The organism is Rhodopseudomonas sp. G2_2311, assembly GCF_047501505.1.
GTDB classification, from domain to species: Bacteria; Pseudomonadota; Alphaproteobacteria; order Rhizobiales; family Xanthobacteraceae; genus Rhodopseudomonas; species Rhodopseudomonas palustris_H.
This window is the reverse complement of sequence record NZ_JAZDRK010000027.1, coordinates 26,058-51,957: the sequence shown is the minus strand read 5'-3', so window position 1 is coordinate 51,957 and position 25,900 is coordinate 26,058. Positions and strand designations below refer to the sequence as shown.

Annotated in this window: 32 protein-coding genes and 1 tRNA gene; 10 read left to right on the top strand and 23 right to left on the bottom strand. The window is 64.5% G+C overall.

Going from position 1 to position 25,900, the window contains the following annotated elements; translation table 11 throughout:
• Positions 1-100: 100 nt before the first annotated feature.
• The gene (gene ruvC, locus VRZ08_RS23055; protein WP_107357407.1) at positions 101-625 is read right to left on the bottom strand and encodes a crossover junction endodeoxyribonuclease RuvC; all 525 of its coding nucleotides are present in this window, start codon (positions 623-625) and stop codon (positions 101-103) included.
• Positions 626-953: 328 nt separating this feature from the next.
• Here ruvC and VRZ08_RS23050 point away from each other — a divergent pair, with 328 nt between their 5' ends.
• Positions 954-1,127 carry a hypothetical protein gene (locus VRZ08_RS23050; protein ID WP_234820117.1) on the top strand — a complete coding sequence of 58 codons (174 nt, stop codon included), beginning with the start codon at positions 954-956 and terminating at the stop codon, positions 1,125-1,127.
• Between the two features lie 45 nt (positions 1,128-1,172).
• Here the strand turns inward: VRZ08_RS23050 and VRZ08_RS23045 are convergent, their stop codons facing one another.
• Positions 1,173-1,919 (bottom strand): YebC/PmpR family DNA-binding transcriptional regulator, encoded by a 747-nt coding sequence (locus tag VRZ08_RS23045; protein WP_164573973.1) that lies wholly within the window; start codon positions 1,917-1,919, stop codon positions 1,173-1,175.
• 196 nt (positions 1,920-2,115) lie between these two features.
• Here VRZ08_RS23045 and VRZ08_RS23040 point away from each other — a divergent pair, with 196 nt between their 5' ends.
• Positions 2,116-3,867, top strand: a complete 1,752-nt coding sequence (locus VRZ08_RS23040; protein WP_414534018.1) for a methyl-accepting chemotaxis protein — start codon at positions 2,116-2,118, stop codon at positions 3,865-3,867.
• A gap of 12 nt (positions 3,868-3,879) precedes the next feature.
• Here the strand turns inward: VRZ08_RS23040 and VRZ08_RS23035 are convergent, their stop codons facing one another.
• The 7 genes from VRZ08_RS23035 to VRZ08_RS23005 all read right to left on the bottom strand — a co-directional run bounded on the left by VRZ08_RS23035 (position 3,880) and on the right by VRZ08_RS23005 (position 9,327).
• On the bottom strand, positions 3,880-4,812 hold the full coding sequence (locus VRZ08_RS23035; protein WP_414534017.1) for an MBL fold metallo-hydrolase: 933 nt from the start codon (positions 4,810-4,812) through the stop codon (positions 3,880-3,882).
• A 190-nt stretch (positions 4,813-5,002) separates the two neighbouring features.
• Positions 5,003-6,217, bottom strand: coding sequence for an acyl-CoA dehydrogenase (locus tag VRZ08_RS23030; RefSeq protein ID WP_107343256.1), 1,215 nt, complete (start codon positions 6,215-6,217; stop codon positions 5,003-5,005).
• Between the two features lie 60 nt (positions 6,218-6,277).
• Positions 6,278-7,357 (bottom strand): 3,4-dihydroxy-2-butanone-4-phosphate synthase, encoded by a 1,080-nt coding sequence (gene ribB / locus VRZ08_RS23025; RefSeq protein WP_107343255.1) that lies wholly within the window; start codon positions 7,355-7,357, stop codon positions 6,278-6,280.
• A 133-nt stretch (positions 7,358-7,490) separates the two neighbouring features.
• Positions 7,491-7,862, bottom strand: coding sequence for a carboxymuconolactone decarboxylase family protein (locus VRZ08_RS23020; RefSeq protein ID WP_011156656.1), 372 nt, complete (start codon positions 7,860-7,862; stop codon positions 7,491-7,493).
• A 75-nt stretch (positions 7,863-7,937) separates the two neighbouring features.
• Entirely contained in the window at positions 7,938-8,126 is a 189-nt protein-coding gene (locus VRZ08_RS23015) for a DUF2892 domain-containing protein (protein WP_107343254.1), read from the bottom strand.
• A 115-nt stretch (positions 8,127-8,241) separates the two neighbouring features.
• The gene (locus VRZ08_RS23010) at positions 8,242-8,916 is read right to left on the bottom strand and encodes a Crp/Fnr family transcriptional regulator (protein WP_414534015.1); all 675 of its coding nucleotides are present in this window, start codon (positions 8,914-8,916) and stop codon (positions 8,242-8,244) included.
• 150 nt (positions 8,917-9,066) lie between these two features.
• Positions 9,067-9,327 carry a hypothetical protein gene (locus VRZ08_RS23005; RefSeq protein ID WP_414534014.1) on the bottom strand — a complete coding sequence of 87 codons (261 nt, stop codon included), beginning with the start codon at positions 9,325-9,327 and terminating at the stop codon, positions 9,067-9,069.
• A 261-nt stretch (positions 9,328-9,588) separates the two neighbouring features.
• Here VRZ08_RS23005 and VRZ08_RS23000 point away from each other — a divergent pair, with 261 nt between their 5' ends.
• Positions 9,589-9,849: a hypothetical protein gene (locus VRZ08_RS23000; protein ID WP_264075736.1), complete on the top strand. Its 261-nt coding sequence runs from the start codon at positions 9,589-9,591 to the stop codon at positions 9,847-9,849.
• 41 nt (positions 9,850-9,890) lie between these two features.
• Here the strand turns inward: VRZ08_RS23000 and VRZ08_RS22995 are convergent, their stop codons facing one another.
• From VRZ08_RS22995 to VRZ08_RS22965, 7 genes are all read right to left on the bottom strand, one after another.
• Positions 9,891-10,604, bottom strand: coding sequence for a lytic transglycosylase domain-containing protein (locus VRZ08_RS22995; RefSeq protein ID WP_414534013.1), 714 nt, complete (start codon positions 10,602-10,604; stop codon positions 9,891-9,893).
• Positions 10,605-10,687: 83 nt separating this feature from the next.
• The gene (locus VRZ08_RS22990; RefSeq protein ID WP_264054485.1) at positions 10,688-11,629 is read right to left on the bottom strand and encodes a CsgG/HfaB family protein; all 942 of its coding nucleotides are present in this window, start codon (positions 11,627-11,629) and stop codon (positions 10,688-10,690) included.
• A gap of 51 nt (positions 11,630-11,680) precedes the next feature.
• Complete coding sequence (locus VRZ08_RS22985; RefSeq protein ID WP_414534012.1) at positions 11,681-12,097, bottom strand: curli production assembly/transport component CsgF; 417 nt, start codon at positions 12,095-12,097, stop codon at positions 11,681-11,683.
• A complete protein-coding gene (locus VRZ08_RS22980) occupies positions 12,094-12,585 on the bottom strand; it encodes a curlin subunit CsgB (protein ID WP_414534011.1) in 492 nt (163 codons plus the stop codon). Before VRZ08_RS22980 ends, VRZ08_RS22985 begins: the two co-directional genes overlap by 4 nt.
• The gene (gene csgH / locus VRZ08_RS22975) at positions 12,582-12,902 is read right to left on the bottom strand and encodes a curli-like amyloid fiber formation chaperone CsgH (protein ID WP_011156647.1); all 321 of its coding nucleotides are present in this window, start codon (positions 12,900-12,902) and stop codon (positions 12,582-12,584) included. The genes VRZ08_RS22980 and csgH overlap by 4 nt, the downstream gene beginning before the upstream one ends.
• A gap of 30 nt (positions 12,903-12,932) precedes the next feature.
• Positions 12,933-14,240 carry a curlin gene (locus VRZ08_RS22970; RefSeq protein ID WP_414534010.1) on the bottom strand — a complete coding sequence of 436 codons (1,308 nt, stop codon included), beginning with the start codon at positions 14,238-14,240 and terminating at the stop codon, positions 12,933-12,935.
• A 133-nt stretch (positions 14,241-14,373) separates the two neighbouring features.
• Positions 14,374-15,420: a hypothetical protein gene (locus VRZ08_RS22965; protein ID WP_414534009.1), complete on the bottom strand. Its 1,047-nt coding sequence runs from the start codon at positions 15,418-15,420 to the stop codon at positions 14,374-14,376.
• Between the two features lie 530 nt (positions 15,421-15,950).
• Between VRZ08_RS22965 and VRZ08_RS22960 the strand changes: the two genes are divergently transcribed.
• The gene (locus VRZ08_RS22960) at positions 15,951-16,430 is read left to right on the top strand and encodes a hypothetical protein (protein ID WP_414534008.1); all 480 of its coding nucleotides are present in this window, start codon (positions 15,951-15,953) and stop codon (positions 16,428-16,430) included.
• Positions 16,431-16,541: 111 nt separating this feature from the next.
• On the opposite strand, the gene VRZ08_RS22955 is transcribed toward VRZ08_RS22960, so the two are convergent.
• The 4 genes from VRZ08_RS22955 to VRZ08_RS22940 form a co-directional block, all read right to left on the bottom strand.
• Positions 16,542-16,618 (bottom strand) — tRNA-Pro (locus tag VRZ08_RS22955).
• Positions 16,619-16,740: 122 nt separating this feature from the next.
• Positions 16,741-17,643 carry an amidohydrolase family protein gene (locus VRZ08_RS22950; RefSeq protein ID WP_414534007.1) on the bottom strand — a complete coding sequence of 301 codons (903 nt, stop codon included), beginning with the start codon at positions 17,641-17,643 and terminating at the stop codon, positions 16,741-16,743.
• A complete protein-coding gene (locus tag VRZ08_RS22945) occupies positions 17,636-18,922 on the bottom strand; it encodes an MFS transporter (RefSeq protein WP_263990790.1) in 1,287 nt (428 codons plus the stop codon). Before VRZ08_RS22945 ends, VRZ08_RS22950 begins: the two co-directional genes overlap by 8 nt.
• Positions 18,923-19,047: 125 nt before the next feature.
• On the bottom strand, positions 19,048-19,950 hold the full coding sequence (locus VRZ08_RS22940; RefSeq protein WP_414534006.1) for a helix-turn-helix domain-containing protein: 903 nt from the start codon (positions 19,948-19,950) through the stop codon (positions 19,048-19,050).
• A gap of 245 nt (positions 19,951-20,195) precedes the next feature.
• Between VRZ08_RS22940 and VRZ08_RS22935 the strand changes: the two genes are divergently transcribed.
• Positions 20,196-21,182: an L-threonylcarbamoyladenylate synthase gene (locus VRZ08_RS22935; RefSeq protein WP_414534019.1), complete on the top strand. Its 987-nt coding sequence runs from the start codon at positions 20,196-20,198 to the stop codon at positions 21,180-21,182.
• Positions 21,183-21,301: 119 nt separating this feature from the next.
• Positions 21,302-22,729 carry an FAD-binding oxidoreductase gene (locus VRZ08_RS22930; RefSeq protein ID WP_346296618.1) on the top strand — a complete coding sequence of 476 codons (1,428 nt, stop codon included), beginning with the start codon at positions 21,302-21,304 and terminating at the stop codon, positions 22,727-22,729.
• 2 nt (positions 22,730-22,731) lie between these two features.
• On the opposite strand, the gene VRZ08_RS22925 is transcribed toward VRZ08_RS22930, so the two are convergent.
• From VRZ08_RS22925 to VRZ08_RS22915, 3 genes are read right to left on the bottom strand one after another with little or no spacing between them, the layout of a single operon-like run.
• A complete protein-coding gene (locus tag VRZ08_RS22925; RefSeq protein WP_414534005.1) occupies positions 22,732-23,028 on the bottom strand; it encodes a type II toxin-antitoxin system RelE/ParE family toxin in 297 nt (98 codons plus the stop codon).
• Positions 23,025-23,255 carry a hypothetical protein gene (locus VRZ08_RS22920; protein WP_264054475.1) on the bottom strand — a complete coding sequence of 77 codons (231 nt, stop codon included), beginning with the start codon at positions 23,253-23,255 and terminating at the stop codon, positions 23,025-23,027. Before VRZ08_RS22920 ends, VRZ08_RS22925 begins: the two co-directional genes overlap by 4 nt.
• A gap of 25 nt (positions 23,256-23,280) precedes the next feature.
• Positions 23,281-24,054: an SOS response-associated peptidase gene (locus VRZ08_RS22915; RefSeq protein ID WP_414534004.1), complete on the bottom strand. Its 774-nt coding sequence runs from the start codon at positions 24,052-24,054 to the stop codon at positions 23,281-23,283.
• A 61-nt stretch (positions 24,055-24,115) separates the two neighbouring features.
• On the opposite strand from VRZ08_RS22915, the gene VRZ08_RS22910 reads away from it, so the two are divergent.
• From VRZ08_RS22910 to VRZ08_RS22895, 4 genes are all read left to right on the top strand, one after another.
• On the top strand, positions 24,116-24,613 hold the full coding sequence (locus tag VRZ08_RS22910; RefSeq protein WP_107357405.1) for a hypothetical protein: 498 nt from the start codon (positions 24,116-24,118) through the stop codon (positions 24,611-24,613).
• Positions 24,610-25,053 (top strand): NUDIX hydrolase, encoded by a 444-nt coding sequence (locus VRZ08_RS22905; protein ID WP_414534003.1) that lies wholly within the window; start codon positions 24,610-24,612, stop codon positions 25,051-25,053. Before VRZ08_RS22910 ends, VRZ08_RS22905 begins: the two co-directional genes overlap by 4 nt.
• 62 nt (positions 25,054-25,115) lie before the next feature.
• Positions 25,116-25,493: a TIGR02301 family protein gene (locus VRZ08_RS22900; protein ID WP_346296615.1), complete on the top strand. Its 378-nt coding sequence runs from the start codon at positions 25,116-25,118 to the stop codon at positions 25,491-25,493.
• A gap of 130 nt (positions 25,494-25,623) precedes the next feature.
• The gene (locus VRZ08_RS22895) at positions 25,624-25,887 is read left to right on the top strand and encodes a hypothetical protein (RefSeq protein WP_011156635.1); all 264 of its coding nucleotides are present in this window, start codon (positions 25,624-25,626) and stop codon (positions 25,885-25,887) included.
• Positions 25,888-25,900 lie beyond the last annotated feature (13 nt).

Below are 25,900 nucleotides of genomic sequence, written 5' to 3'. Positions count from 1 at the left end.
TCCCCGAGCACTGTGCCCGCGTCACCCTCACCCCAGCCCTCTCCCGCAAGCGGGAGAGGGAGCGGTCTGTGCTCGCAGCTAAGCATGGTCCCGATAATCCTCACGCCCCCACCGCCTTCAGCCGCTGCGCGGCGCCGCGGTGGTGGGCGTGGGTGATGGCGATCGCCAGCGCATCGGCGGCGTCGGCACTTTTCGGATCGGCTTTGGGCAGCAGGATCTTCAGCATCATCTGGATCTGGGTCTTATCGGCATGGCCGGCGCCGACCACCGTCTTCTTCACGAGATTGGGCGCGTATTCGGCGACCAGGAGGCCGCGCATCGCCGGCACCAGCATCGCGACACCGCGCGCCTGGCCGAGCTTCAGGGTCGCGGCGCCGTCCTTGTTGACGAACGTCTGCTCGACCGCCGCCTCAGCCGGCGCATGCTCAGCCAGCACTTTCGTCAGCCCGTCATGGATCGCCAGCAGCCGTTCGGCCAGCGGCAACGTATCACGCGGCTCCACCGTGCCGCACGCGACATAGACCAGCCGATTGCCCTCGCTCTCGACCACGCCCCAGCCGGTGCGGCGAAGGCCGGGGTCGATGCCAAGGATGCGGATCGGGCTACGAATCGACGCTGGGGTCATGAGCATGTGATAGCGCCGAAAAGCTTAAGAACAAAATAGCAACGGCGCGCTGCGCGGAGCCTTCCCCAGCGCCGCAACGAGAGTTCCGGCAAACGCGACGCCCCTCGTGCAAACCCGAGGTGAGCAGATTGTGTTTTACAACTTAAAGTTGTGATGATTGCATAGCGCTATCGGAGATAGTCGATAGGAGATCATCATGAGCCGAGTTATCACTCACGGTCAGGTCAAACGGGTTTCGGAAACTGACGCCTACGCAGTGCCGGTGGAGAGCCTGACTTTTCCCACCCTCCAGCCAATCGGCCCTTTGCCGCCGGCTGGAACAACGGGCGTGCTCATCACCCAACGCGTGCCGAACACGCCTTACACGCCGGCTCCGCCGCCGCCGCCACCGGTGCCGGCGAACCAGACCATCATCTACGAGGACGGAAACAACAACAACACCATCTACATGCGAGTGGTGTCGGTGGTCGGGCCTGCGAAGTACAACATCGCGGTGCTTTAAAGCGGCAAGTCATGAATGCGCGGCCGAGCGGCCGCGCAGTCCTGATCAGCCGGCCATCTTCGCCATCAGGGCGTCGGAGACTTCGAAGTTGGCGTAGACGTTCTGAACGTCGTCGTGGTCGTTCAGAGCGTCCATCAGCTTGAACAGCTTCTCGCCGGTCTCGTCATCGACCGCGACCGTGTTCTGCGGCTTCCAGATCACCGCCGCCTTGCGGGCCTCGCCGAACTTGGCTTCGAGCGCCTTGGCGACATCGCGGAAGGTTTCCTGCGAGGCATAGACCTCGTGGCCGGCCTCCGACGACACCACGTCGTCCGCGCCGGCTTCGATAGCCGCATCGAGCATATCGTCGGCCGAGGCCTTGTCGGCGTCGTATTCGACGATGCCGACGCGGTCGAACATGAACGACACCGAGCCGGTTTCGCCGAGGTTGCCGCCCGACTTGGTGAAGAACGAGCGGATGTCCGACGCGGCACGATTGCGGTTGTCGGTCAGCGCTTCGACGATCACCGCGACGCCGCCGGGGCCGTAGCCCTCGTAGCGGATCTCATCGTAGTTCTCGCTGTCGCCGCCGATCGCCTTCTTGATCGCGCGCTCGATGTTGTCCTTCGGCATGTTTTCCGCACGCGCCGCCAGCACCGCGGCCCGCAGCCGCGGGTTCATCGCCGGGTCGGGGGTGCCGAGCTTCGCGGCGACGGTGATTTCGCGGGCGAGCTTGCTGAACAGCTTGGACCGCTGCGCGTCCTGGCGGCCCTTGCGATGCATAATGTTCTTGAATTGCGAATGTCCGGCCATGCGCTCTCTCTCGCGGGTCGATCCGTTGGAATTTCGGGCTGCGGCGCGGCGTTATAAGCGGCGCATCCGCCAAAATCAAAGACTTGCCGCCGCCATCCGGCGCGAAACCCGTAATTCCACTGAAAGAAAATTTAACCGTAACTTCACGGGGTACCGCGAGAGTAGCAGACCATCTTCTAGTTCTGCGGGAGGAACCATGGCGTTCGGCCTATTTCGCAAGCGGTCGCCGGAGACGGCGGCCCTGAACGTCGTGGCGGGTCCATCTCCGGCGGCACCCGAACCGACCGTCGCGGAGACCGATTCTGCCCGTGAAATCCTCGAATTGCTGGAGCTGGAGCTCGGTTCGCTGATTCGGCAGCTCGAACGTGCCGCCCATTCCGTGACCACCGGCGTGCAGTCGACCACCTCGACGCTGCACACCATCCGCGAGCGGACCGACGCCCTCACCGGCCGGACCAGTGCGGCCCAGGCGACCGCCAGTTCGTTCTCCGAGGCCGCCGATAAGTTCACCCATTCGGCCCACGGCATCGGCGCCCAGGTCCGCCAGGCGTCGCAGCTCGCCGACGACGCCAGCGCGGCCGCCAATGAGGCCACGGCCAATGTCGAGCGGCTGCGCGATTCGTCAGCCGCGATCGGCAACGTGGTCAATCTGATCTCCCAGATCGCCCGCCAGACCACGCTGCTGGCATTGAACTCGACAATCGAGGCGGCGCGCGCGGGCGCGGCCGGCCGCGGCTTTGCCGTGGTGGCGACCGAGGTGAAGGCGCTGGCGGTGCAGACCCAGGAGGCGACCGAGGAGATCAAGCGCAAGATCGACGCCTTGCAGCGGGATGCCTCCAGCTCAGCCGATGCCGTCCATCGCATCACGAGCGCGATCGCCGCAATCCGGCCGGTGTTCGATACCGTCAACGGCGCAGTGGCCGAACAGAACGCCACCACCGGCGACATCGCCGGCAATGCCACCTCGGCCTCGACCTTCATCGCCTCGGTCGGCGACAGCGCCGCGGAAATCGACAGCGCCACCCGCGAAGCCGAGCAGCACGGCGACGAGGTCGCACGCGCCGGCCAAAACGTCACCAACTTCGCCGAGAAGCTCCGGGCCAGGACCGCGGTTCTCCTCAAGCTCGGCGACCGCGAAGACGCACGGCGGCGCGAGAAGCTGCCCTGCCACCTGCAGATCGATCTCGACACTCCACGCGGCAGGATCACCGCGCCGGTGTACGAGATCTCAATGGACGGCGTGCTGATCAGCGGCCCTGCCGCGGGCACGCTGACGACCGGCCAACAACTGGCCGCTGAGCTTCAGGACATCGGCGCCTGCCGCGTCCGCATCGCAGAGCACGGCAAGGCCGGCGCGCTGGCGCGGTTCGTCGCCCTCGACGCAGGTCTGCAGCAGCGGATCGAGGATCGGCTGTGGGCGATCCGTGACGAGAACACCGAGTTCGTCACCCGGGCCATCGAGGCCGGGCATGAGCTTTCGAAGATCTTCGAACGCGGCATTGCGTCCGGCGCGCTGACGTTGGAGCAGATGTTCGACGAAAACTACGTCGAGATCGCCGGCACCGATCCGAAGCAATACCGCACGCAATATCTCGATTGGGCCGACCGCGCGTTGCCGCCGTTCCAGGAAAGCTTCCTGGCCAAGGACCCGCGAATGGCGTTCTGCGTGATGATCGACCGCAACGGCTATCTGCCGGTGCACAACAAGCTGTACTCGCAGCCGCAGCGGCCGGGCGACGTCGCCTTCAACACCGCCAATTCACGCAACCGCCGGATCTTCAACGACCCGGCCGGGCTCGCCGCAGGACGCAATACGCGCTCGTTCCTGATCCAAAGCTACGCCCGCGACATGGGCGGCGGCCAGACTGTGATGATGCGCGAGATCGACGTGCCGGTGCGCGTACGTGGCCGGCACTGGGGCGGCTTCCGCACCGCCTACAAGCTGTGAGCGGGTCGGCTGCTAACCAGAAAGCCGGTAGCGGCCGCTGATCACCGGGTCGCCCTCGGTGGCGACAACGCCGCGCATCACCAAATCTTCCAGATGCGCCAGCACCGAGTAACCGGCGGCGCTGACGAGCCGCGGGTCGATGCCGATGTAGATCGCCCGCACCATGCTGGGAATATCGGTCTCGCCCTTGCCGAGGCGATGCAGGATCGAAGCTTCCCGCGCCAGCCGGTGCCGCTTCAGGAACCGCGAGTAGCGCGGGCCCTCGGGAATCTCGGCGCCGTGGCCGGAGAGATAGAGTTGCTCATCGCGGCCGATCAGCCGGTCGAGCGACGCCATGTAGTCCGGCATCGAGCCGTCCGGCGGCGCCACGATGGTAGTCGACCAGCCCATGATGTGATCGCCGACGAACAGCGCATCACCCTCACGCCAGGCGAACGCCATGTGGTTGGCGGTGTGACCAGGCGTCGCCACCGACTCGATTGTCCAGCCGTCGCCTTCGATCATGTCGCCATCTCGGATTTCGACGTCCGGCTTGAAGTTGCGGTCGGCGCCGGACTCGGTCGACACCGTCTCGCTCTCGAAATACGGCCGTGACGCGCGATGCGGCCCTTCGGCATAGACGGTGGCGCCGGTCGCCTGCTTGATCAGCGGCGTGCCGGGCGAATGATCCTTGTGGGTGTGGGTGACCAGGATGTGCGTGACGGTCTCGCCTTTGACGGCGTCCAGCAGCGCATTGGCATGGGCCTCGTCCGCAGGGCCCGGATCGATGATCGCGACCTTGCCGCGACCGACGATGTAGCTGACGGTGCCGGTGAAAGTGAACGGCGACGGATTGTTGCACAACACGCGGCGCAGGCCGGGACGGATTTCCTCGACGATGCCCGGCAGCAATCCGAACTCGCGATTGAACGGAACGTCGTCCTCGGGGCGATTGTCGTCGCTCATGGCGTTTCCAACCAGATTTTGATTGTTGTTTGTTCTTACCAACTCACCCGGATAGTCATCCCCCGCGCATCCGGGGGATCCAGTACTCACCGCCATCGCATATAGCGAACGCCCTGGGATACTGGGTCGCCCGCCTACGCGGGCGATGACGGCAGAGCGGGAAACGGAGGGCGCGGACTTACGCCCCGCCTTACGCGAATGCCTGCAGCCCGGTGATCGCGCGGCCGAGGATCAGCGCGTGCACGTCGTGGGTGCCCTCGTAGGTATTGACCGTCTCGAGGTTCTGGGCGTGGCGCATCACGTGGTACTCGATCTGGATGCCGTTGCCGCCGTGCATGTCGCGGGCCATGCGGGCGATGTCCAGCGCCTTGCCGCAATTGTTGCGCTTGACGATCGAGATCATCTCCGGCGCCATCTTGCCCTCGTCCATCAGCCGGCCGACGCGCAAAGACGCCTGCAGCCCGAGGGTGATCTCGGTCTCCATGTCGGCGAGCTTCTTCTGCACCAGCTGGGTCGCTGCCAGCGGACGGTTGAACTGCTTGCGGTCGAGCGTGTACTGCCGGGCGCGGTGGAAGCAGTCTTCCGCGGCGCCCATCGCGCCCCAGGAGATGCCGTAGCGGGCGCGGTTGAGGCAGCCGAACGGGCCCTTGAGGCCCGACACGTTAGGCAGCAGCGCGTCTTCCGGAACGACCACGCCGTCCATCACGATCTCGCCGGTGATCGAGGCGCGCAAGGAGAGCTTGCCGCCCACCTTCGGAGCCGACAGGCCCTTCATGCCCTTCTCGAGGATAAAGCCGCGGATCTGGTTGTCGTGCGCGGCCGACTTCGCCCACACCACGAACACGTCGGCGATCGGCGCGTTCGAGATCCACATCTTGCTGCCGGTGAGACGATAGCCGTCGGCAACCTTCTCGGCCTTGGTCTTCATGCCGCCGGGATCGGAGCCGGCATCCGGCTCGGTCAGGCCAAAGCAGCCCACCCATTCGCCGGAGGCGAGCTTGGGCAGATACTTCTTGCGCTGGTTCTCATCGCCATAGGCGTAGATCGGATACATCACCAGCGACGACTGCACGCTGTTCATCGAGCGATAGCCGCTGTCGACCCGCTCGATCTCGCGTGCCACCAGGCCGTAGGCGACGTAGCTGGCGTTGGCGCAGCCGTATTCTTCCGGCAGCGTGACGCCGATCAGGCCGAGCGAGCCCATCTCGTTGAAGATCTCACGATCGGTCTTCTCTTCAAGATACGCCTGATTGACGCGGGGCAGAAGTTTGTCCTGAGCATAAGCGCGCGCGGTATCGCGGATCATCCGCTCGTCTTCGGTGAGCTGGTCTTCCAGCAGCAGCGGATCGTCCCACTTGAAGCTCGCCGGAGCCGGCTTGTCCTTGGTTTGCGCGCGCACGCTCATCGATTGTCCTTTCAGACCTTGCCGCATCGGGCGACGTTGATGGGGAGGGTAAGACCTCGGTCAGGTGCCTTCAAGGTGCTCGTTGCCGACGATTTCGATGCCGAAACCGGACAGGCCCTTGTAGTCGATCTGCGACGTGGTGAGATGACGGATCGACGTCACGCCGAGATCACGCAGGATCTGCGCACCAACGCCGATCTCGCGCCATTGCCGATGCCGGTCGGCTTCGGCGGTCTTCTGCTCGTCCAGCGGAGCGACCGGCACACCCGCAGCGCCGTCGCGCAGATAGATCAGCACACCGGACCCGTTCGCCTTGAAATGGTCGAGCACGGCCTGCATCCGCCGAGCCCCAGTGAAAAGCTCCTTGACGATGTTCGGCTTGTGGAACCGGGTCAGCACATTCTTGCCGTCGCCGATCCCATTGTAGACGCATGCGACATGGGCGATCTCGTCGAACGGCGAGCGGTAAGCATACCCCTGCATCGGACCGATCGGACTGTCGATCGGAAACGTCGCGACGCGCTCGATCAGCTTCTCGCGCGCCTGACGGTACGAAATCAGATCCGCGATCGTAACCAGCTTGAGATTGTGCTTCTTGGCAAATTCGACGACCTGCGCACCCTTGGTGACGGTGCCGTCGTCGTTCATCAGTTCGCTGATGACGCCGACCGGCGGCAGCCCGGCGAGCTTGCAGAGGTCAACCGCGGCCTCGGTGTGGCCGGAACGGAGAAGCACGCCGCCCTCGCGCGCGATCAGCGGGAAGATGTGGCCGGGCCGAGCGAAGTCGTTGGCGCCGGCGTTCGGATTGGCCAGCGCGCGGCAGCACGAGGCGCGTTCATCCGCCGAGATGCCGGTGCCGTTGTCCGGCTTGTAGTCGATCGAGACCGTGAACGCGGTGGTGTGGTTGCTGTCGTTGTGCGCCACCATCGGGTCGAGCCGCAGCCGCCGCGCATCGTCCATGGTGATCGGCGCGCAGACGATGCCCGAGGTGTGGCGGATGATGAACGCCATCTTCTCCGCGGTGCACAGCGAGGCGGCGACCACCAGATCGCCTTCTCCCTCACGATCGTCGTCATCGGTGACGACGACGATTTCGCCGGCGGCAAAGGCTTGCAGAACTTCTTGAATGGGGTGCGCCATGGTCGGATCTCTGAGACAGGACCCGACCATATGACGCAGCGCGGGCGGCGACGCAAGGCGCGCGACGGAGCGGCCGCCTTGCGTGAAATTCCCTACCGCAGAGCGGAATTGAAGGGCCGCGCGCGGTTGGCGGTTACTCCGCAGGCGAAGCCGCTGCGGCCTTCTTCTTGACGAACTGATCGTAAGCCTCGACCGCCTGGGCGGCATACATCACGCTCGGGCCGGCGCCCATGTAGATCGCCATGCCCATCGTCTCCATCACCTCGTCGCGGGTCGCGCCGTGCTTCACCGCAGCTTCAGCGTGAAAGCCGATGCAGCCGTCACACCGCGTCGCCACGGAGATCGCCAGAGCGATCAGCTCCTTGGTCTTGGTATCGAGCGCATTGGCCTTGAGCGCGGCCTGGGCGATCGCCGAGAAGCCCTTCATGACGTCCGGCGCGCCGGTGCGGACTTCGCGGAGCGCCACCGACAACTCGCCGGTCAGATCGATCCAGTTCTTGTGCATGGTTTCACCTATTCAACAAAGGCAACTCCCGGGAGCGGGCTGCGCCGCCCCGAGAGCCACACTTGGGTAGTGACGTCAAGACTTGGTCGAGCAGGTCTTAATGCCGAGCAGCGTGTAGGCCGGGCAGAAGCCGATTCCCGCGGTCAGCAGCGGGACGACGCCGATCCAGGCCCAGATCGGACCGCCGGTCAGCGCCCAGTAGATCAGGCCGGCGCCGACGATGGCGCGCAGCAGGCGGTCGATCATTCCCATGTTCACAGTCATCTTCGTTTCCCCTCGCTCGGTTGAGTGACACGCTCGTTCTAGGGCGGGCCACCATCACGGTCTGTGACCAAGTCACCGGCGACAAAGGATCGGTCGAAAATCTGCGAATAGAGGTTCAGCGGGCGGCCTGCGCGGCGGCCCGCAGCGGAGCGGCATTGCGAAGTTCGACACGTCCGCGTCCGAGGCTGACCCAGCCGCGGCGCTCGAACGTCTTCAAGTGACGGCTGACGACTTCGCGCGCCGAGCCGATCTCGGCGGCCAGTTGGGCGTGGGTGATCGACAGTTCGCGGCCGTCCGCCGCAAGCGCCAGCAGGCGTGAGGCCAGCCGCGTCTCGATCGAGGCGAACGCCACGTTCTGGATCACCGCCATCAGATCCGCCATCCGTGCCGCCTGGGCATTGAACACGAAACTGCGGAATTGCGCCGAGCGGCCCATCAGGTCGTGGAAGGTCGCGGCGGGCAGGCCGACCGCCTCGACCGGGCTTTCGGTCACCGCGAATGCGCTGTAGCTGTCCGAGGCGAGCAAAGCCAAGGTGGTGAGAATGCAGATGCTCCCAGGCCCGAGCCGGTACAGGACGATCTCGTTGCCGGCCGGATCGAGCTGAAACACGCGGACCGTGCCGCGGCACACCAGGATGAACATGCCGCAGGGCTGGTCCGGCGCGAACACCGAAGCGCCGGCAGGCAGGCTCATAGTCATGGCTGCCTGCGCAAGCGAGGTTCGTTCCGTCTCCGGCAGTTCCCCCAGGGCCGGGAAACCGCGCAACCAATCCAATGCAGGCAAGCTCATCGCGACCAACCAGGTTCACGCTCGACCTGCCGAAGATAGGGGCCAGGACCGAAGCGCCCGGTTGATCTTAATCAACCAGGCACTGTGGCGACCAGCCGCGGCCAGATGCGCGGAAGATGCTCGCGGACGTGTGAAGGCGAATAGACCCGCTTAAGGATTGTCCGTCGCGGTCGAGGGGCCGGAGATCACGTCGCCGCCGCGATGACGCCAATAGCGGGCCCGCAGGCGGGGAGCGATCCACCAGGCGATCGGCGCAGCCAGAATGAAGCTCGCGATAACTGCCATCGGCACCCAATCCATGGCGTTCCGCGCCAAAGCCGGAACCGTCATGATCGACACCATGCCGATGCCGAACAGCACGGCGTTGGTCATCATGTACACGAGCGCAGCGATGCGAAATCGGTTGGACATTTGAACCTCCTGTTGCGGGTTCAATGTCAATGATGCGAGACTTGTTCCGAAGGGAACACGACGTCCGCTTTCGGCGAATTGCCGCGGTGTAGACGGCTACAAACCGTTCGCATCACTTGGCTCGTCAGTGATGCCGTACCGAACCGCCCTCGCACGCCTTCGATCGCGCGACGGTGCAATGTTGCTGTTGGTTGATTTTCGAGTGCTCGATATTGTCGACTAGATCCTCAGGACCTCAACGCGATGTCTTGTTTCCGGAGAATGCTGCTGATTGGTGCCGCTGTGCTGCTCGCCGTTCCGGTCCAGGCGCAGCTGTCGCCTAACCCGCGGGCAGTCAATGATTGCACGCTGCTGACCGACCCCACTGCGCTGCGCCGCTGCATCGAGAAGCAGCAGGGTGTGACGACGTTTTCAGAGACGCCGCCGCCGCGGAGCGACGTTTCGCCATTGCTGAAACGCGAGCGCGACTATTACCGCAACAGGGCCAAGAAGCCGAAGCGCAAGCGGCACCGCCTGCCGTGATCCGCATCGGCGGCGTTGCAGGACATCCTCAGCGGGAAGCTTCAATACGCCGTCTGCAGAATGCAGCTGCGTCCGCCGGCAGCGACCGAAGCACACAGCTCCGCCTCGGCGGTCGGTTTCTTTGCGCCCTTGCGACCGGCCTCGGCGCGCGACGTTGCGCGCGAGACCACCGGCGATATCGCCGCGGCAGTCGCGCGGGGTGACGCGGCTGTTGCGGACGACGTGATCGGCGGCTTGGCGGGCACGGCTGCCGTGATAGCCGTCGCGTCGGCCCGGTTGGCGGCCCAATCCTCGGCACTGAAGCCAGTGATACGCAGCACGTAATCCCGGGTCTCGGCAGGCAGGTCGGAGCTGCCGCGCAGCCAGGCCGATACCCGGCCCGCGCCGGCATTATAGGCGGCGGCGGCGAGGCCGAGATTGCCGAACTGGCGGCGCAGGTCGGCGAGGTAGCGCGCGGCGGCCGGAATCGCCTTGAACGGGTCGAATGGATCGTCGAGCCCGCGCGCGGCGGCGGTGCCGGGCATGAATTGGGCGATGCCCATGGCGCCGGCGCGACTCACCGCGAGCGTGAACATGGTGCTTTCCTGATTGAGCAGCCGAGTCAGGAACGCCGGGGGCAGACCGTTGTCCTGCGCCGCCTGCGCGATCACGTGCGCCCATGGCGCCATCGGTGCGGCCGGTGCATCAAATGACGAGTCACCGGCGCGCGCAGTCACCATTAAGCCGCCGGCATCGGCGACGCGCTGCTGCGCCATCGCACCGCCGCAACTCGCACCGACCGCGACAAGGGCAAGCGCCACTGTCCACAACCAGGCGAGAGCGGCCCGCGCTGCCATGGTCAGCTCCGCGGCGCCCATTCCGGCGAATGATCGATCTTCTCCGCCTCGATACGCTCCTCCTTGGTGAGATACGGCTTCATGAACGCCGGCTGCGGCTTGTCGCGGTCGAGATAGTCGCGGATCAACTTGGCTTCCATCACCGGATCGGCGAACCGCCACAGCTTATCGCGCGCGCCCTCCATGATGGTGGAATACACCGCGAGGTCGATCGCCTGCCGCACCGCAAGCTGGGTCGGCTCGGTGCGGGTGATGCCGGCTTCGATCTGCAGCAGCTTGTCGAGCGCGACGTATTTGTACGTGTTGCCCTGCAACGACACCGAGTACACCGTCTTCGTGGTGGTGACGCTGGTCAGCACCTCGCCGGTCTGCACCGAGGCGACCCGCAGGGCGACAGTTACCATGTCGCGGCGAAACTTGGTGTCGGCGCCGATGCCGAGATAGTTGGCGCCGATGCCGCCGGTCATGTAGTTGGCATCGAACGCGACGATGCCACCCTCGATCAGAAGTCCGGCGAAGCGCATCGGCGGCAGCGGCTTGGCGCGGTCGCGGTCGAATTCCTGGCGGGTGGCGCGGACAAGCTGCCGCTCCTGCAGCAGATCATTGAGGCCGTTACGCTCCACGACGCGGAACCAGGCGCCACCACCGGCGCGCTTCAGCGCATCGATTGCTAGCCCGGCGCCACCCTGGGTGACGGCGCGCGAGAACACCGCCACGTTGTCGTTCGGCTCGTTCTTGCCGGTGAGATCAGGGAACTGATAGATCGCGATGTCGATCTTCTGCTTTGGCGGCGGCAACGTCTCGAGATTGACACCCGTCGGCGACGGCGGCGTCACCACCGGAGGCTCCTCGAAGAACGCGTCGCGATGGCCGGGGCGCGTGCAGCCGGCGAGCAGAGCGGCCACTGCGGCGAGGCCAATGATCGATCTGAAATAACGTGTCACGCGAAATATCCTCAAACAACCTCCGGCCAACGCCGGCAGGTGAACACAGGGTCAATGCGTCACGGTCGGCAGACTGATCTGGGTGACGGTCGAGCCGTCGTTGATCGTGATGTTGGTCTGACCGTCGACCTTGGCGAAGCTGATCGTTGTCCCCTGGAACGTGAAGGTGCCGCTCTGCTGCGCGTTGGTGCCGAAGATCGCCTGGGTGACCTGGTTGGCGAGCGAGGCGTAGAGCTGGCTCTGCAGCTGCTGGGCAAAGATCTGCGCCTGCGTCAGCTGCTGCGGCCCGCTGGTGGGCGCCGCGCGGTTGAAGTGATTGCCCGCGGTCGCCTGCTGCATCTGCCACGATCCGTTCAGCGGGCTGCCGCCGAACGCCGGATTGGTCGGCGTGTAAACCAGGCTGCCCGCATCCGCCCCGGCGGCACTGGCGCACAAGGCGAAGGCAGCGAGAATGCCGGCGTATTTCATCGATGACCTCCCATTTGTACGATGACGGCTCCGCCATTGTTGCCGACCTGGCTGAGGCCGTAGCTGAGATTGCTGCCGATCTGGGTGCTGCTGTAGGCGTTGCGATTGCCGGTGACGTCGATCCTGGCGCTGTTGTTGTCGCCGATCTGACTGTTGTGCAGCACGTTCTGATTGCCGTTGACGGTGAAACTGGAGTCATTGCCGGAGCCGAGCTGCGACTGCAGCGTCACGTTCAACGAGCCGCGCACGTCGGACGTCACGGAGTTCGCATTGCCGCTCTGGCTGACGATCGCCGTATTGTGGCTGCCGCTCGGCAGCGCGCCGTCGGCGACCGCCCCCTGCTGCGCCCGGTTCACAAGATAGCCGGAAAAATCGGTGTAGAGATCGGCCGACTGCGCCGATGCCACACCGGCAAACGCCACGCCTCCGAGCATCGCCGCGGCTACCCGAGGCATGGCTGCTCGTATGGCTCGAGTCGATGCGGTCATTTGACTGTCTCCGGATCGAGGTCGCATTGAATGGTGATGTTGCCGAACGACACATCCAGCTTTGCGGCGTATCGATTGGCGGTGCTGTAATCGAGCACGACGTTACCGACGGTCACGCGCTGTTCGGCGACGGCGCTGAAGGCGCCGGCTTGTTTGATCCGCGAGGTCCCGGCTGCGCCGGTCTTGTCGACGGCCAGCGTGTAGCTTCCGGCACCGTCGCGCGCCGCAGTGATGACGCCGCGCAACGTGACATGTCCGCCGCTGACCGCAGCCTCGACCTCACACTGAACAACCGGCGGGACTTGATCCACAGCCATGTGACTCTCCGCGACGCGCCTACGGTCGTTTCAGTGCTGGGTCACCTTGATGACGTTGTGCACGCCGGTCTGGTTGGTGGCGGAGTGGTTGCCGTTGCCGGTCTGCGTCAGCGTCAGGCCGTTCAAGCTACCGACCTGTGCGTACTGCGCCGTATTGCCATTGCCGGCCTGTTCGGCGGTGACGGTATTGAGCAGGCCGCCCGACTGCGACCCGTTGATGCTGTTGCCGTTGCCGTTCTGGCTCAGATAAGCGTCGTCGCCACCGCCTGACTGGCTGCTGACAATGGTGTTTCCATACGAAGTCGATGTCTGCGAATAGCGGAGATATTCGCGGGCCCCGCTTTGGGTCGACGTCACACTGTTGCCGATGCCCTTCTGCGTCCCGGTCAACTCGTTAACACTGCCCGATTGAATGTTGAGGGCGACGTTGAACGAGCCGGTCTGCGTGCCGTTGGCCGAGTTGCCGGTCCCCGACTGGAAGTTGCTGTAGCTGTTGTTATCGCCGATCTGCTTGATCGGCGTATCCGGCCCGAGCAGCGTGCGCTGTCCGGCGGCATTACCGTTGTCGGTCTGCGACGAATAGAAGACGTTGCCGGAGCCGGACTGGTTGACGCCAGCGTTGAGCAGCGAGCCGTTCTGTCCAATCGTCACGTGATTGCCGTCGCCGCCGCCCTGCGCCACCGCCGCATAGGTCCAGCCCGACGTCGTGGTCTGGTTGACATCGATCGTACTGTTGTTGCCGGCGTTCGACTTGTACGGCTTCGGGTTGCGGAGCGTCGTGTCGGGCAGACTGGTGTCCTGGCGGACATAGACCATGCCGTTGTTGCCGCTCTGCGATACGTTGGTGCGGTTGCCGGCGCCGCCTTGGGCGATGTCGAACACGTTGTTCTTGCCGTTCTGCTGCAACGTGACCGCGCTGCCGTTGGCCGTGCCGTCCTGGCGAATGCCGTCGGTGATCGGGCCGTTGGTCCACGGAAGAAATGCGACGCCGTTCTTGGTGCCGGTCTGCTGCAGGTCGACGCTCGAGTTCTTGCCCGCCTGCGACACCTCCGCCGAATTGGCTTTACCCGACTGGAAGCCAGGCAGGTTCACGGCGAAGCGATTGTGATCGCCGGATTGGGTCACGGTCAGCGAGTTGTGGCCGCTGCCACTGCCGTCGGACTGACTGAACGGATTCGCCGCGGTGCCGACCTGATTGAAGCCGGAATGCGACTGGGTGATCGTCGCGTCCTGCGAGGTACCGGACTGATCGAGATAGACGACGTTGGAATCGGCCGAGGCCGATACGGCCTGCAGCGCCAGCGCGCTGACGGAAATCAGGAAGATCGAACGTGTCACGGCAATGCCCCCAAATCAAAATTCACCGAATACTGTGCGACTTCGAGCGACCGGAAATGCCCCACCGCACTCCCGTCCGGACTGGAGCAAGGCGCGCACGCCTTGCCCCGAAATCCAAACCAAGTAGCAACCGTCACTTCTGAGTGATGGTCGCCGTACTGCCGGAACCGGTCTGGTTAGTGTAAGATTGGTTGCCGGATCCGGTCTGGACCAGCGCCAGCGTGAGGTGGCTGCCACTCTGGTAATAATTGGCGTAATTACTATTTCCCCACGCTACGCCGCTCACCCCCTGATCGATTTTAACATCGTTGTTATCTCCAGCCTGAATGCCATAGACGCCATTCCCGGAAACATTCGCCAATTGAGAAATCTTGACCGACTGATTACTGCCGCTCTGATAATTATAGATGTAATTCGACGAACCATACTGAGTCAGCACAGCCTTAACGTCGGAGCCAGTTTGATTGTTCAGAATATAGTTATTCGCACCGGTACTCGACGAAGTCAGTGACTGACTTGCCGTCCCGACATTTCCCGACTGGTAACTCTCGATGCCATTCGACGAGCCGGCCTGCGTGATGTCAGCGACGGCATAGTTTCCGCTCTGCTGCGACACGATCCAATTGGACTGGCTGCCAAAGCCGGCGCTGCCATCGACCGCCTGTTTGATCGTGACGCTATTGGATGCATTCGATTGCGAGGCGCTGATGCTATTCCCCTTACCGCCCTGGGTAATGTCAAACAGGTTGTTGCTCCCGTTTTGGCTGAGCGTCACACCGCTCTGGTCCGACGTCGAGTTCTGGACGATGGTATCCTTGGTCACCGGCCCACTCGCAGAGCGACCGTTATTCGAACCGTATTGGTACAAGGCGACGCCGCTAGCCTTGCCGTCCTGGGTCAGATGAGCGGTGTTCTCATTGCCGTACTGATAACCGCTGACCGTGTTCGGCCCATTCGTTTGGCTCACCGAGAGGTAGTTATGCACATCCCCCTCATTGATACCCCCTTGAACGAAGTACGACCCACCGCTCCCGATCGCATTTCCCCCACCGTCCTGGTTAATCACCGCTTCCTGGGTGCTGCCAGATTGATTCAAGAACACCGTGTTGTCGCTGGCAAACGCAGCAGCCGAAGACAACGCCAGCACACTGGCCGTTACAAAAAACAGATTACGCTTCATCGACAAATACTCCCCTGTTGAAAGATCAATGCCGTATGTCCAGCGGGCCTTTGCCCGTCTGGAGCCCCGAATTGTTAGGGGGAAGCCAAAGGTTAAACAATGATTAAGTTGTGTCATTATGGGGCAAAACATGCTTTTAGCGATGTACACTTCATGAGTGAACTATACACTTCTAAGTAATTATCTCCTATTTCCCGAAATAGAACAGTTGATATGATCAGCCACACATCGATTAGCTGCTACTAATCAAGTAATAATTATTGAGACCACTAGACGGCAGCAAGATTGGACTCGCACCCTTCGAAGTTTCGGACTAGAAATTAACTAAGCGCCCAACCATGGGTGGTATCAAAATGATCCGTTTGATCTATGCGGCAGTGCTGGCTTCGAGTGTGGTCGGGGCGGCTCATGCACAGTCTTCACAGCCCGCTCCGGCGTCGAAGCCGGGGGCCGTCAACGTTGGTGGTAATCAATCACCATCGAGCCCCGGGCCGGCAGCCGCCGATTCGTCGAAATGCCCGGAAGCGTGCGTGCGCGCCAACAACGAGAAGGCCTCGGCGATCTGCGCCCGCAAGATCGAGGCGCAGGCTCCCGGCGACTTCGAGTGGATCAGCAGGCCGTTCTCCGGCATTTTCCAGCAGGCCGACCCATCCAAACCAGACAACGCAATCGTCAATTATCGCGGGGACTCGATCCGCTTCCTGTCGCCGCAGAAGGAGTGGGTGCGGGTCTCGTATGAATGCGCGTTCGATGCAGAGCGAGGTGCCGTGGTTGGCGTCCGCGTCCGCCCCGGCCGGCTCGACCAACCAATGGCGCTGCAGGCCCCACCGGCGCCGAACGGCCAGCCGCAAAAGACCGGCCCGGTGAAGGCCGGTCCATTGGCCGAGGCGATCCTGAAGGCCGCCAAGCAGCGTGGCGCACAACCGCAAAAGCCGCCGCCCCCGCCCAAGGTCGGCGAACCAAGCCCGATCGACTTCACCCAGATCGATTCCCGCCGCGGCAGCTGGTGAATGCTGCGGCGGCGCAGCAATGCTGCTCGTCCGCGCAAAGCAGCGGCCGCGTCGAGATGCTGAGAAACGAAGAAGGGATCGGGAAAAGCGAGGGGAAATCGCTGGAAATCTTGGTCGGAGTGGCAGGATTCGAACCTGCGACCCCTGCGTCCCGAACGCAGTGCTCTACCGGGCTGAGCCACACTCCGACAAGAGGCCCGGCTTATAGCGTCCGCCTTCCGGCTTCGCAAGCGTTCCAATGGGGATAATGAGAGGATTTTTATCCAACCGCCGCCCTCCGGTCAGGGGCGGCGGTCGCAGGCCTGAAAGCTCAGCCCTGGAGGGGCTTGAAGCCGTAGAGACGATAGGCGTTGTCAGTGAAGACGCGGTCGCGCGCGGCCGCATCGGGCACCCAATCGGCAAGCAGATCGAGCAGTTCGCCGACATTCATCATGTGCTGCCAGGTCGCGACATGCGGCCAGTCGCTGCCCCAGACGCAACGATCCGGTGCCGTCTCGTGCAACAGGCGGGCGAACGGAATGGTGTCGAGATAGGGGAATCCCGCGACCGTATTCCGATTGGCGCCCGACAGTTTGACCCAGGCGCCGTCGCGCACCAGCGACACCAGCGTCTGGAAGCCTGGATCGTCGATCCCGCGCGACACCGGGAAGTGCCCCCAGTGATCGACGATGAACGGCACCGGCAGATCCCCGAGCTGCGGCGCCAGCGGCACCAGATCCTTGGCGTCGATCAGGAACTGCAGATGCCAGCCGAGCTCCTTGGCCATCGCCGCATATTCGCCGACGCGCTCGAACCCGATGCCGCCGCCATACAGGATGTTCAGGCGGAGGCCGACGACGCCGGCGTCCTTCAGCGCCGCCAGCTCCTTGTCCGGCAGCCCGAGCGGGATCACCGCGATGCCCTTCAGCCGATCGCGATGCGCCTGCAGCGTCTCCAGCATCAGCCGATTGTCGGTGCCGTGCACGCTGACCTGCACCAGCACGCCGTAGGTCATGCCGGTGGCATCAAGCATCGCCAGATACGACTCCGGCGTTGCGGCGGGCGGCGTGTAGCTGCGGCCGCCGACGAATGGATAAGCCGGCGGCAACCCGATGACGTGGGCGTGGGTATCGACCGCGCCGGGCGGGACGACGTAACGCGTCGGCCGTCGCGGCGCCGGATCCGGCCCCGGACACGCCGGAGCCGGTTCCTTGGACGTATCAGCCTTACTCATCGGCGCTCAGCACCGTGCCGCGGGTCTCCGGCAGCGCATAGGCGGCGGCGAAGAACAGCACATAGGCGAACACGGCGAACAGGCAGATCGCATTGGCGAGCGTGGTGACCTGCGACAGATAGCCGACCAGGAACGGGAACAGCGCGCCGACGCCGCGGCCGAAATTGTAGCAGAAGCCCTGCCCCGAACCGCGCAGGCTGGTCGGGAACAGTTCGGTCAGGAACGCGCCCATGCCCGAGAAGTAGCCCGAGGCGAAGAAGCCGAGCGGGAAGCCAAGCACCCACAGCATCTCGTTCGACAGCGGAAGCTGGGTATAGGCGAGCACCACCACCATCGCGCCGAGCGAGAACGCCAGGAACAGGCTGCGGCGGCCGAACCGATCAGCGAACCATGCGCCGACCAGATAGCCGACGAACGAGCCGACGATCAGCGTCGCCAGATAGCCGGTCGAGCCGACGATCGAGAGCTTGCGCTCGGTGGTGAGGAAGCGCGGCACCCAGAAGGTGATCGCGTAGTAACCGCCCTGGCAGCCGGTCGCGACCAGCGAGGCCAGGATGGTGGTCTTGAGGATCCGGCCCTGGAAGATCGCCAGGATCGAGCGGCTGCCGCCCGACGCACTGACTTTGGCGCGGGCTTCGACGGCAACCTGCGGCTCCTTCACATAGGCGCGCAGATACAGCACCAGCAGCGCCGGCAGCGCGCCGATCGCGAACATCCAGCGCCACGCCTGGTCGGCCGGCAGCAGCGAGAACAGCGCAGCCTGTGCCAGCACCGCCATGCCCCAGCCGACCGCCCAGCCCGACTGCACCGAGCCGACCGCACGGCCGCGATACTGCGGACGAATCGTCTCGCCGATCAGCACGGCGCCGGCCGCCCATTCGCCGCCGAAGCCGAAGCCGAGCAGCGCGCGCAGGATCAGCAGCTGTTCGAAGTTCTGCGCGAACGCGCACAGCAGCGAGAACAGCGAGAACCAGATAATGGTGAGTTGCAGCGTGCGCACGCGGCCGATCCGGTCCGCGAGATAACCCGCAGCCCAGCCACCGACTGCGGAAGCCAGCAGCGTCACGGTGCCGGCGAGACCGGCCGAACCGGCGTCGACCTTCCACAGCGCGATGATCGTGCCGATCACCAGCGGGTAGATCATGAAGTCCATGCCGTCGAGCGCCCAGCCTGTGGCACAGGCCCAGAACGTGCGCTTCTCGGTAACGGTCATGTCTTTATAGAAGCCGGTCAGGCTGGTGTCCGTGATCGGCGCGACCGTGCTCGAAGATGTCGTCATACGTATCCTCCCTCGCTCGCCTTCACCGGGCGATCGCTCACGGCCGACAGATTTCCCAATCGCGACAACGCGTCTGCCGGAAAATTGTCAGCGTCCCGCGGTGTCCGCGGCTTTCTGTCGAAAAATTACTCGCGCCCGCGCTGCGCCCGGCGATACCGGGCGGGGCTTTCACCGGTGACCTGGCGGAACGCGACACCGAAATGCGACTGCGACGAGAAGCCGACGCCGAGCGCGATCTCGACGATCGGCAGATCCGACGTCTCGAGCAGCCGCCGGGCGGCAGCGACGCGCTGTTCCACCACGAAGCGATGCGGCGTCATGCCGGTGGAACGCTTGAAGCTGCGAATGAAGCAGGACGGGCTCATGCCCGCGACCTCGGCCATCGCAGCCAGCGTGATCGGCGCGCCGAGATCGGCACGGACGAACTCCGTGATACGGTCGCGCACCGGCGCCTCAAGCGGTGCAGATTGGTCCGCCGTCGCGGCGCGCGGCGCCGAATAGCGGTCCGTCAGATGCAGTGCGAGCGTATAGGCCATTTGCTCGGCCAGCAGCGCGTTCGGCCGGTCGCCGCTGTCGCTTGCCTCGACCAGGCGCTTGGCCGACACCTCGAGCAGCGGATCGTCAACGTCCCACGCGGTGTCGCGCAAGCTGATCGGACCGGCGGAGCCAAGCGACGCCCCGACTTCTTTCAGCAGTGGTTCGCCGAGATACAGCAGCAGCAGCTTGCCCCACTGGGTATCCGGAATTGCATCCACCACCACGCGCCGGCCCGGTTGACCGATGCGAAACCGCCCGGACCGCACCGGTGCGTCACGGCGCACCTTGCCGTTTTCCATCAGAACGTGGCGGCGCACGTCGTACAGCGTGATCGCCACGGTCGGCACCGGCAGCTCGCCGAACTCGTAGATATGCGGCCCCGTCACCTCGCTGACGGCCGCGGCAAATCCCGTGGTCGACCACAGATCGATCAAGGCCGATTGCCTTCGGCCGGTGACGCGTTCGGCATGAAGGAGGGGATTGAGCTGCATCAGAAGGGGCGCCTGTTTGAACGAACTATCCTCACTCTATATTGGAGGGGCTTGCAAGCCCCGGGCCCGAAACGCCGCCTAACCTGCGAATTTGACGGGGTTTTTCGCGTGCGGACCGGCCGGATTCGCGGTTTGCGCGAGGCCGTCAGCCACAAAGCGCGGTCGCAGAACTTCCTCGCGCGGTGCATCGCAGCGCGTCGACTTTGCTACTTCGCAACCGCGCGATTTGCGATATGAACCCCAAAATGATGCTCGACCTGATCACCAAGACGCTAGCCGCGACCGATGCGGACGAAGCTGCGCGTGTGCTGCGCGGCGGCGGGCTGGTCGCGTTCCCCACCGAGACGGTGTACGGGCTTGGTGCCGATGCGGCCAATGCTGAAGCGGTGGCGCGGCTCTACGCGGCGAAGGGTCGGCCGTCGTTCAATCCGCTGATCGCCCACGTCGCCAGCCTCGAAGCCGCACGCACGATCGCGCGGTTCGATGCCGCCGCGCTGCGCCTCGCCGAAGCGTTCTGGCCGGGACCGCTGACGCTGGTACTGCCGAAGGCGGTGAATTGCTCCGTGTGCGATCTCGCCACCGCCGGCCTCGACAGCGTCGCACTCCGCGTGCCGTCGCATCCGGTGGCGCAAGCCCTGCTGCGCGCCTTCGGCGGCCCCGTGGTGGCGCCATCCGCCAACAGATCCGGTCACGTGTCGCCGACCACCGCAGCACATGTCGCTTCCGATCTCGACGGCCGGATCGACGTGATCGTCGACGGTGGGCCGGTGATGGTCGGCGTCGAATCGACGATCGTCAGTTGCCTCGGCGCACCTGTCCTGCTCCGTCCCGGCGGCCTGCCGCGCGAAGCGATCGAACGCGTGCTCGGTCACAAGCTGGGCGCACCAGCGCCAACTAACAACGCCGATGATCACGCGCCGCTCGCGCCTGGCATGCTTGCATCGCACTACGCGCCGCGCGCAACGGTGCGGCTGAACGCGACCGAGGTGAAGCCGGGCGAAGCTCTGCTCGCATTCGGCCCTGATGTGCTGCCGGGTGCTGAGACGGCCGTCGCCGTGCACAACCTGTCGCCCCGCGGCGATCTCACAGAAGCTGCCGCACATCTGTTCGGCGCTCTCCGCGCGCTCGATGATCACGGCGCTCGCGGCATCGCGGTGATGCCGATCCCGCACCACGGGCTCGGTGAAGCGATCAACGATCGCCTGCGCCGAGCAGCGGCACCGCGCCCATGACCAACAAACAAATCCATCGCGACGTCGTCGCAAGCGAAACTAACCGATTCAAACGCGTCTAAGACGCGCTTCGCATCGGCTCGCTTCGTTCCTCGCAACGACAGGGAAGAGGAAACACCATGAATATCGTCAGCCCGCTCTCGCCCGCACCTCTCTCGCCCGAACTGATCGCGCGATTCACCGCGATCGTCGGCGACAAGCACGCGCTGACCGATCCTCTCGAGCTCGAAGCCTACATCACCGAGGAGCGCAATCTGTATCGCGGCCACTCGCCGCTGGTGCTGCGCCCGGGGTCGACCGAGGAAGTCGTAGCGATCTGCAAGCTGGCGAACGAAGCGCGCGTCGCGCTGGTGCCGCAGGGCGGCAACACCGGCCTTGTCGGCGGACAGACGCCGCACAATGGCGAGGTGGTGATTTCGCTGAAGCGGATGGACAAGATCCGCGAGGTCGATACCTCGTCGAACACCATGACGGTCGAAGCCGGCGTGATCCTGCAGCGCGCGCAGGAGAAGGCCGCGGAAGTCGACCGGCTGTTTCCGCTGTCGCTCGGCGCCCAGGGAAGCTGCACCATCGGCGGCAATCTCTCGACCAATGCCGGCGGCACTGCGGCGCTGGCCTATGGTCTGGCACGCGACATGGCGCTCGGCGTCGAGGTCGTACTTGCCGACGGCCGGGTGCTGAACCTGCTGTCCAAGCTGAAGAAGGACAACACCGGCTACGATCTGCGCGATCTGTTCATCGGTGCCGAAGGCACGCTCGGCATCATCACTGCGGCGACGCTGAAGCTGTTTCCGAAGCCGCGCGCGGTCGAGACCGCGTTCGTCGGCCTGCAATCGCCGGACGACGCGCTGAAGCTGCTCGGCATCGCGCAAGGAGAGGCGGCCGGCAACCTGACCAGCTTCGAACTGATCGCCGAGACCCCGCTCGATTTCTCCGTGCGCCACGCCAACAACCGCGATCCGCTCGAGGCGCGCTATCCGTGGTACGTGCTGATTGAATTGTCGTCGCCGCGCGACGACGCCCGCGCCGCGCTGGAGTCGATCCTCGAGCGCGGTTTTGAAGACGGCATCGTGGTGGACGCGGCGATCGCCAGCTCGGTGCAGCAGCAGCAGGCGTTCTGGAAGCTGCGCGAGGAGATCTCACCGGCGCAGAAGCCGGAAGGCGGCTCGATCAAGCACGACATCTCGGTGCCAGTCGCCGCGGTGCCGCAGTTTATCGAACAAGCCAACGCCGCCGTGGTCACCCTCATCCCGGGTGCGCGCCCGGTGCCGTTCGGTCATCTTGGCGACGGCAATATTCACTACAACGTCAGCCAACCGGTCGGAGCCGACAAGGCGGAATTCCTGGCGCGCTGGCACGACGTCAACAAGGTGGTGTTCGACGTCGTGCTGCAGCTCGGCGGCTCGATCTCGGCCGAGCACGGCATCGGCGTGATGAAGCGCGACGAACTCCCCGAGGTGAAGGACAAGACCGCGATCGAACTGATGCGATCGATCAAGGCCCTGCTCGACCCGCACGGCATCATGAATCCCGGCAAGGTCGTGTAGCTTCAGTCGGAACGATTCGGGTCAAATGGCCGGCGCGCCGAATGCCGGATGTGAATGATCCAAACCTCCGCGTTCTCGATTGAATAGTGAACGCGGTAGGGATAGCGGCCGACGAGGCAGCTTCGCAGCGCGGGCGCTCTGGCGTTGCGGAGTCCTATATAAGGACGGTCCGAAATCAATCGGACCGTCTCCAAGATGGCCTGTCGGACCCGATCGGCAGCGACAGGACTGCGCACGTCCAAATAGCCGAGGATTTCACGAAGGTCGTCGGTTGCTCGCCGGGTGAACCGGACGGTCAAGGGCGGGGCGGCGTCAGCAGCGCCGCGATTTCGTCGGCAGAAGCGAATTCGCCGCGGCGCGCTTGCGCCAATCCTTCTTCAATCGCGGCCCACTCGTCGTCGTCAGGCTGATAGAACTCGCCCTCGCGCGCTTCCAATGCGAGCAGTAACTGCGCCGCGTCCTCGCGGCGTTCGCGGGGCCAAGTGAGCACGCGATTCAAAATCTCTTTGACCTGCTCGTCTGTCATGCGCCTATCCTAGCATGTTGGATGCTTAGAACAACGAGCCCTGCCCGCTGTCATCCGCCGAGATCTTGGGCCGCACCGCGCGCTTCGGTGGCGACGGCTTCGTCACGGCTGGCGGCGGAGCCTCGACCTCTTCCGCGGTAATCGGCAGGATCAGTTGCGGATTGTCGTTGGCGGTGCGGTTGACCGCGGTCGACACCGGGTGCCAGACGAACTCGCCCTCGCCCGGCGGGCGTAACAGGGCCATCACCTCCCCGGCATCTGTTTCATCGGTCTCCAGCCAGCGCACGAATTGATGCGGCGCGATCGTGACCGGCACGCGGTCGTGCAGACCGGCGAGGCCGCCGCGCGCCGCGGTGGTGATGATCGCCACCGTATCGAGCTCCTCGCCGTTCGGGCCGGTCCAGGTCTCCCACAGCGCCGCAAATCCGATCGGGCCACCGCCGGCCGGATGGATGAAGTACGGCTGCTTGCGCGAGCCGCCGGCCTTCCACTCGTAGTAGCCATCGGCCGGTACCAGGCAGCGCCGGCGCCTGAACGCGTTGCGGAAGGCCGGCTTGTCCTGGACGGTCTCGGCGCGGGCGTTGATCAGCAGCGAAAACGTCCGCGGATCCTTCACCCAGGATGGGATCAGCCCCCAGCGCATCAGCCGGAAGTGCCGGGCGCCCTGGTCGACGATCACCACGGGAATCGGCTGGGTCGGGGCGATGTTGTAGCGTGACGGAAAATTAGGCTGATCGGCGTAGCCAAAGAGCTGTCGGATAGCGGCGGGAGCCGAGGTGATCACGAAGCGTCCGCACATGCTGTCAGGACCCGGTGGCGTGTTCAGTGCTTGTTAACTTCGGTAAACAAAAATGCCGCCGATGGCGTCGAGTGAATCCACAGCTGCGCAAAGTGCGCCCTCCCGTTACGACGAGGCGCGCGCCGCTCAGCTTGCTGCCGCCAATATCAATCCGAAGACCGGGCTGGCCACCGACTACCTGAATCATTTCAACGAAGCCGTGATGCTGCTCGAAATGATTCCGGACATGCCGGAGTGCTCGGAAGACTTCCTGTCCTGGCATCCCCTCTCCTACGCGGAACACTTCAAGGCCTCGAACTTCAAGGCCCGCGATCTCGCAATCGAAGCCTATGACACGGCCGATCCAGGGATTAGATCGGATTTCGACGACATCACCAACAATATGACCGCGATCCTGACTGCGGTCGGCGAAGCGATGCGCCAGGCCTCGCAGGACGCCACCCGAGCCAAGCTCGCCGAGAGCGCGGTCGGCTGGATCAAACCGCTGATCGGCCGCGCCGGCGGCATCATCAACGGACAGGGCTGCGAAGCCGACGTCGACTTCATCATGGCGCATTGACCGCCGTGACCGAAGCCGCACCGGCGCAGCCGCGCCATCCGCAATTGGCCGTCAGCGCCGCGATTTTCCGGGAGAGCCGGCTTCTGCTGGTGCGCCGGGCCAGGATGCCGGGCAAAGGCCTGTATTCACTACCTGGCGGCCGGGTCGAATTCGGCGAGATGCTGGAACAGGCGGTCGTGCGGGAAGTCGCCGAGGAAACCGCGCTGGCAATCGAGATCGTCGGCCTCGCCGGCCGGCGCGAGGTGCTGCCGTCCGTCGCAAGTGCGGCCGGGCATTACGTCATCATGGTGTTCGCCGCGCGCTGGGCAGGCGGAGAGCCGCAGCTCAATGGCGAACTCGACGACGCCCGCTGGATCCGCCCCGGCGAACTGGCCACCTTTTCGACCACCGAGGGGTTGGCCGAGCTGGTCGAAAGCGCCCGTGAGCTGATCGGAACCTGATGGCTCGTTCGGGAACCGGCAACTCCTTGCTGCGGCCGACGAAACGGCCTATCAGGCCGGCCATGCTGAAGCGTTCCCTTGCCGTGCTGATGATCCTCGCCTGCTGCGGGCTCGCCCCGGCGCGCGCCGAGGACGGCGCGGCGCCGTTCGACGCCGAATTGCAGCGGCTGGCCGAGATTCTCGGGACGCTGCACTATCTTCGCGGGATCTGCGGCGGCACCGACGGCGCCAAATGGCGCACCGAGATGCAGGCGTTGATCGACGCAGAGACCCCTTCGGGCGAGCGCCGGACCCGGCTGATCGCCGCTTTCAATCGTGGGTACAACGGGTTCCAGCAGACCTACCGAACCTGTACGCCGGCCGCGAGCGTGGCGATTCGGCGGTATCTGGAGGAAGGTTCGAAGCTCTCGCGCGACCTGACCGCTCGATACGCGAACTGACCGCTCTATGGCTGCGGGTTTATCCCAGGCCGTTAACCTTTCCTAAAGAACTGCCTAGGCGTTCGGCAGCCGCGTGCTAACACTACCCCATCGCGCTTCGCGGTGGAGCGCGCCGAGACTGCTGAAGTTCATGAGCCTGACGACCTTCCCCATCGATCGCGAAGTGCAATCCGACCGAGAGCAGAAGCAAACTGCGCTCACCTATCTCAGCGAGGCATGGGCCGAAGCCCTGCACGACGGGGTCGACGGCGATTGCCTGGCGCAAGCCAGCCTGTTCACTGCTTTTGCCGAGCTCGTCGCCACCTATGGCGAGGATGCGGTGGCCAAGTTCGTCGAAGGCCTGCCGGGCCGCGTGCTCAATGGCGAGTTCTCGGTCGGCTTGGCGAAGCAGTAACGCGAATCAGTCG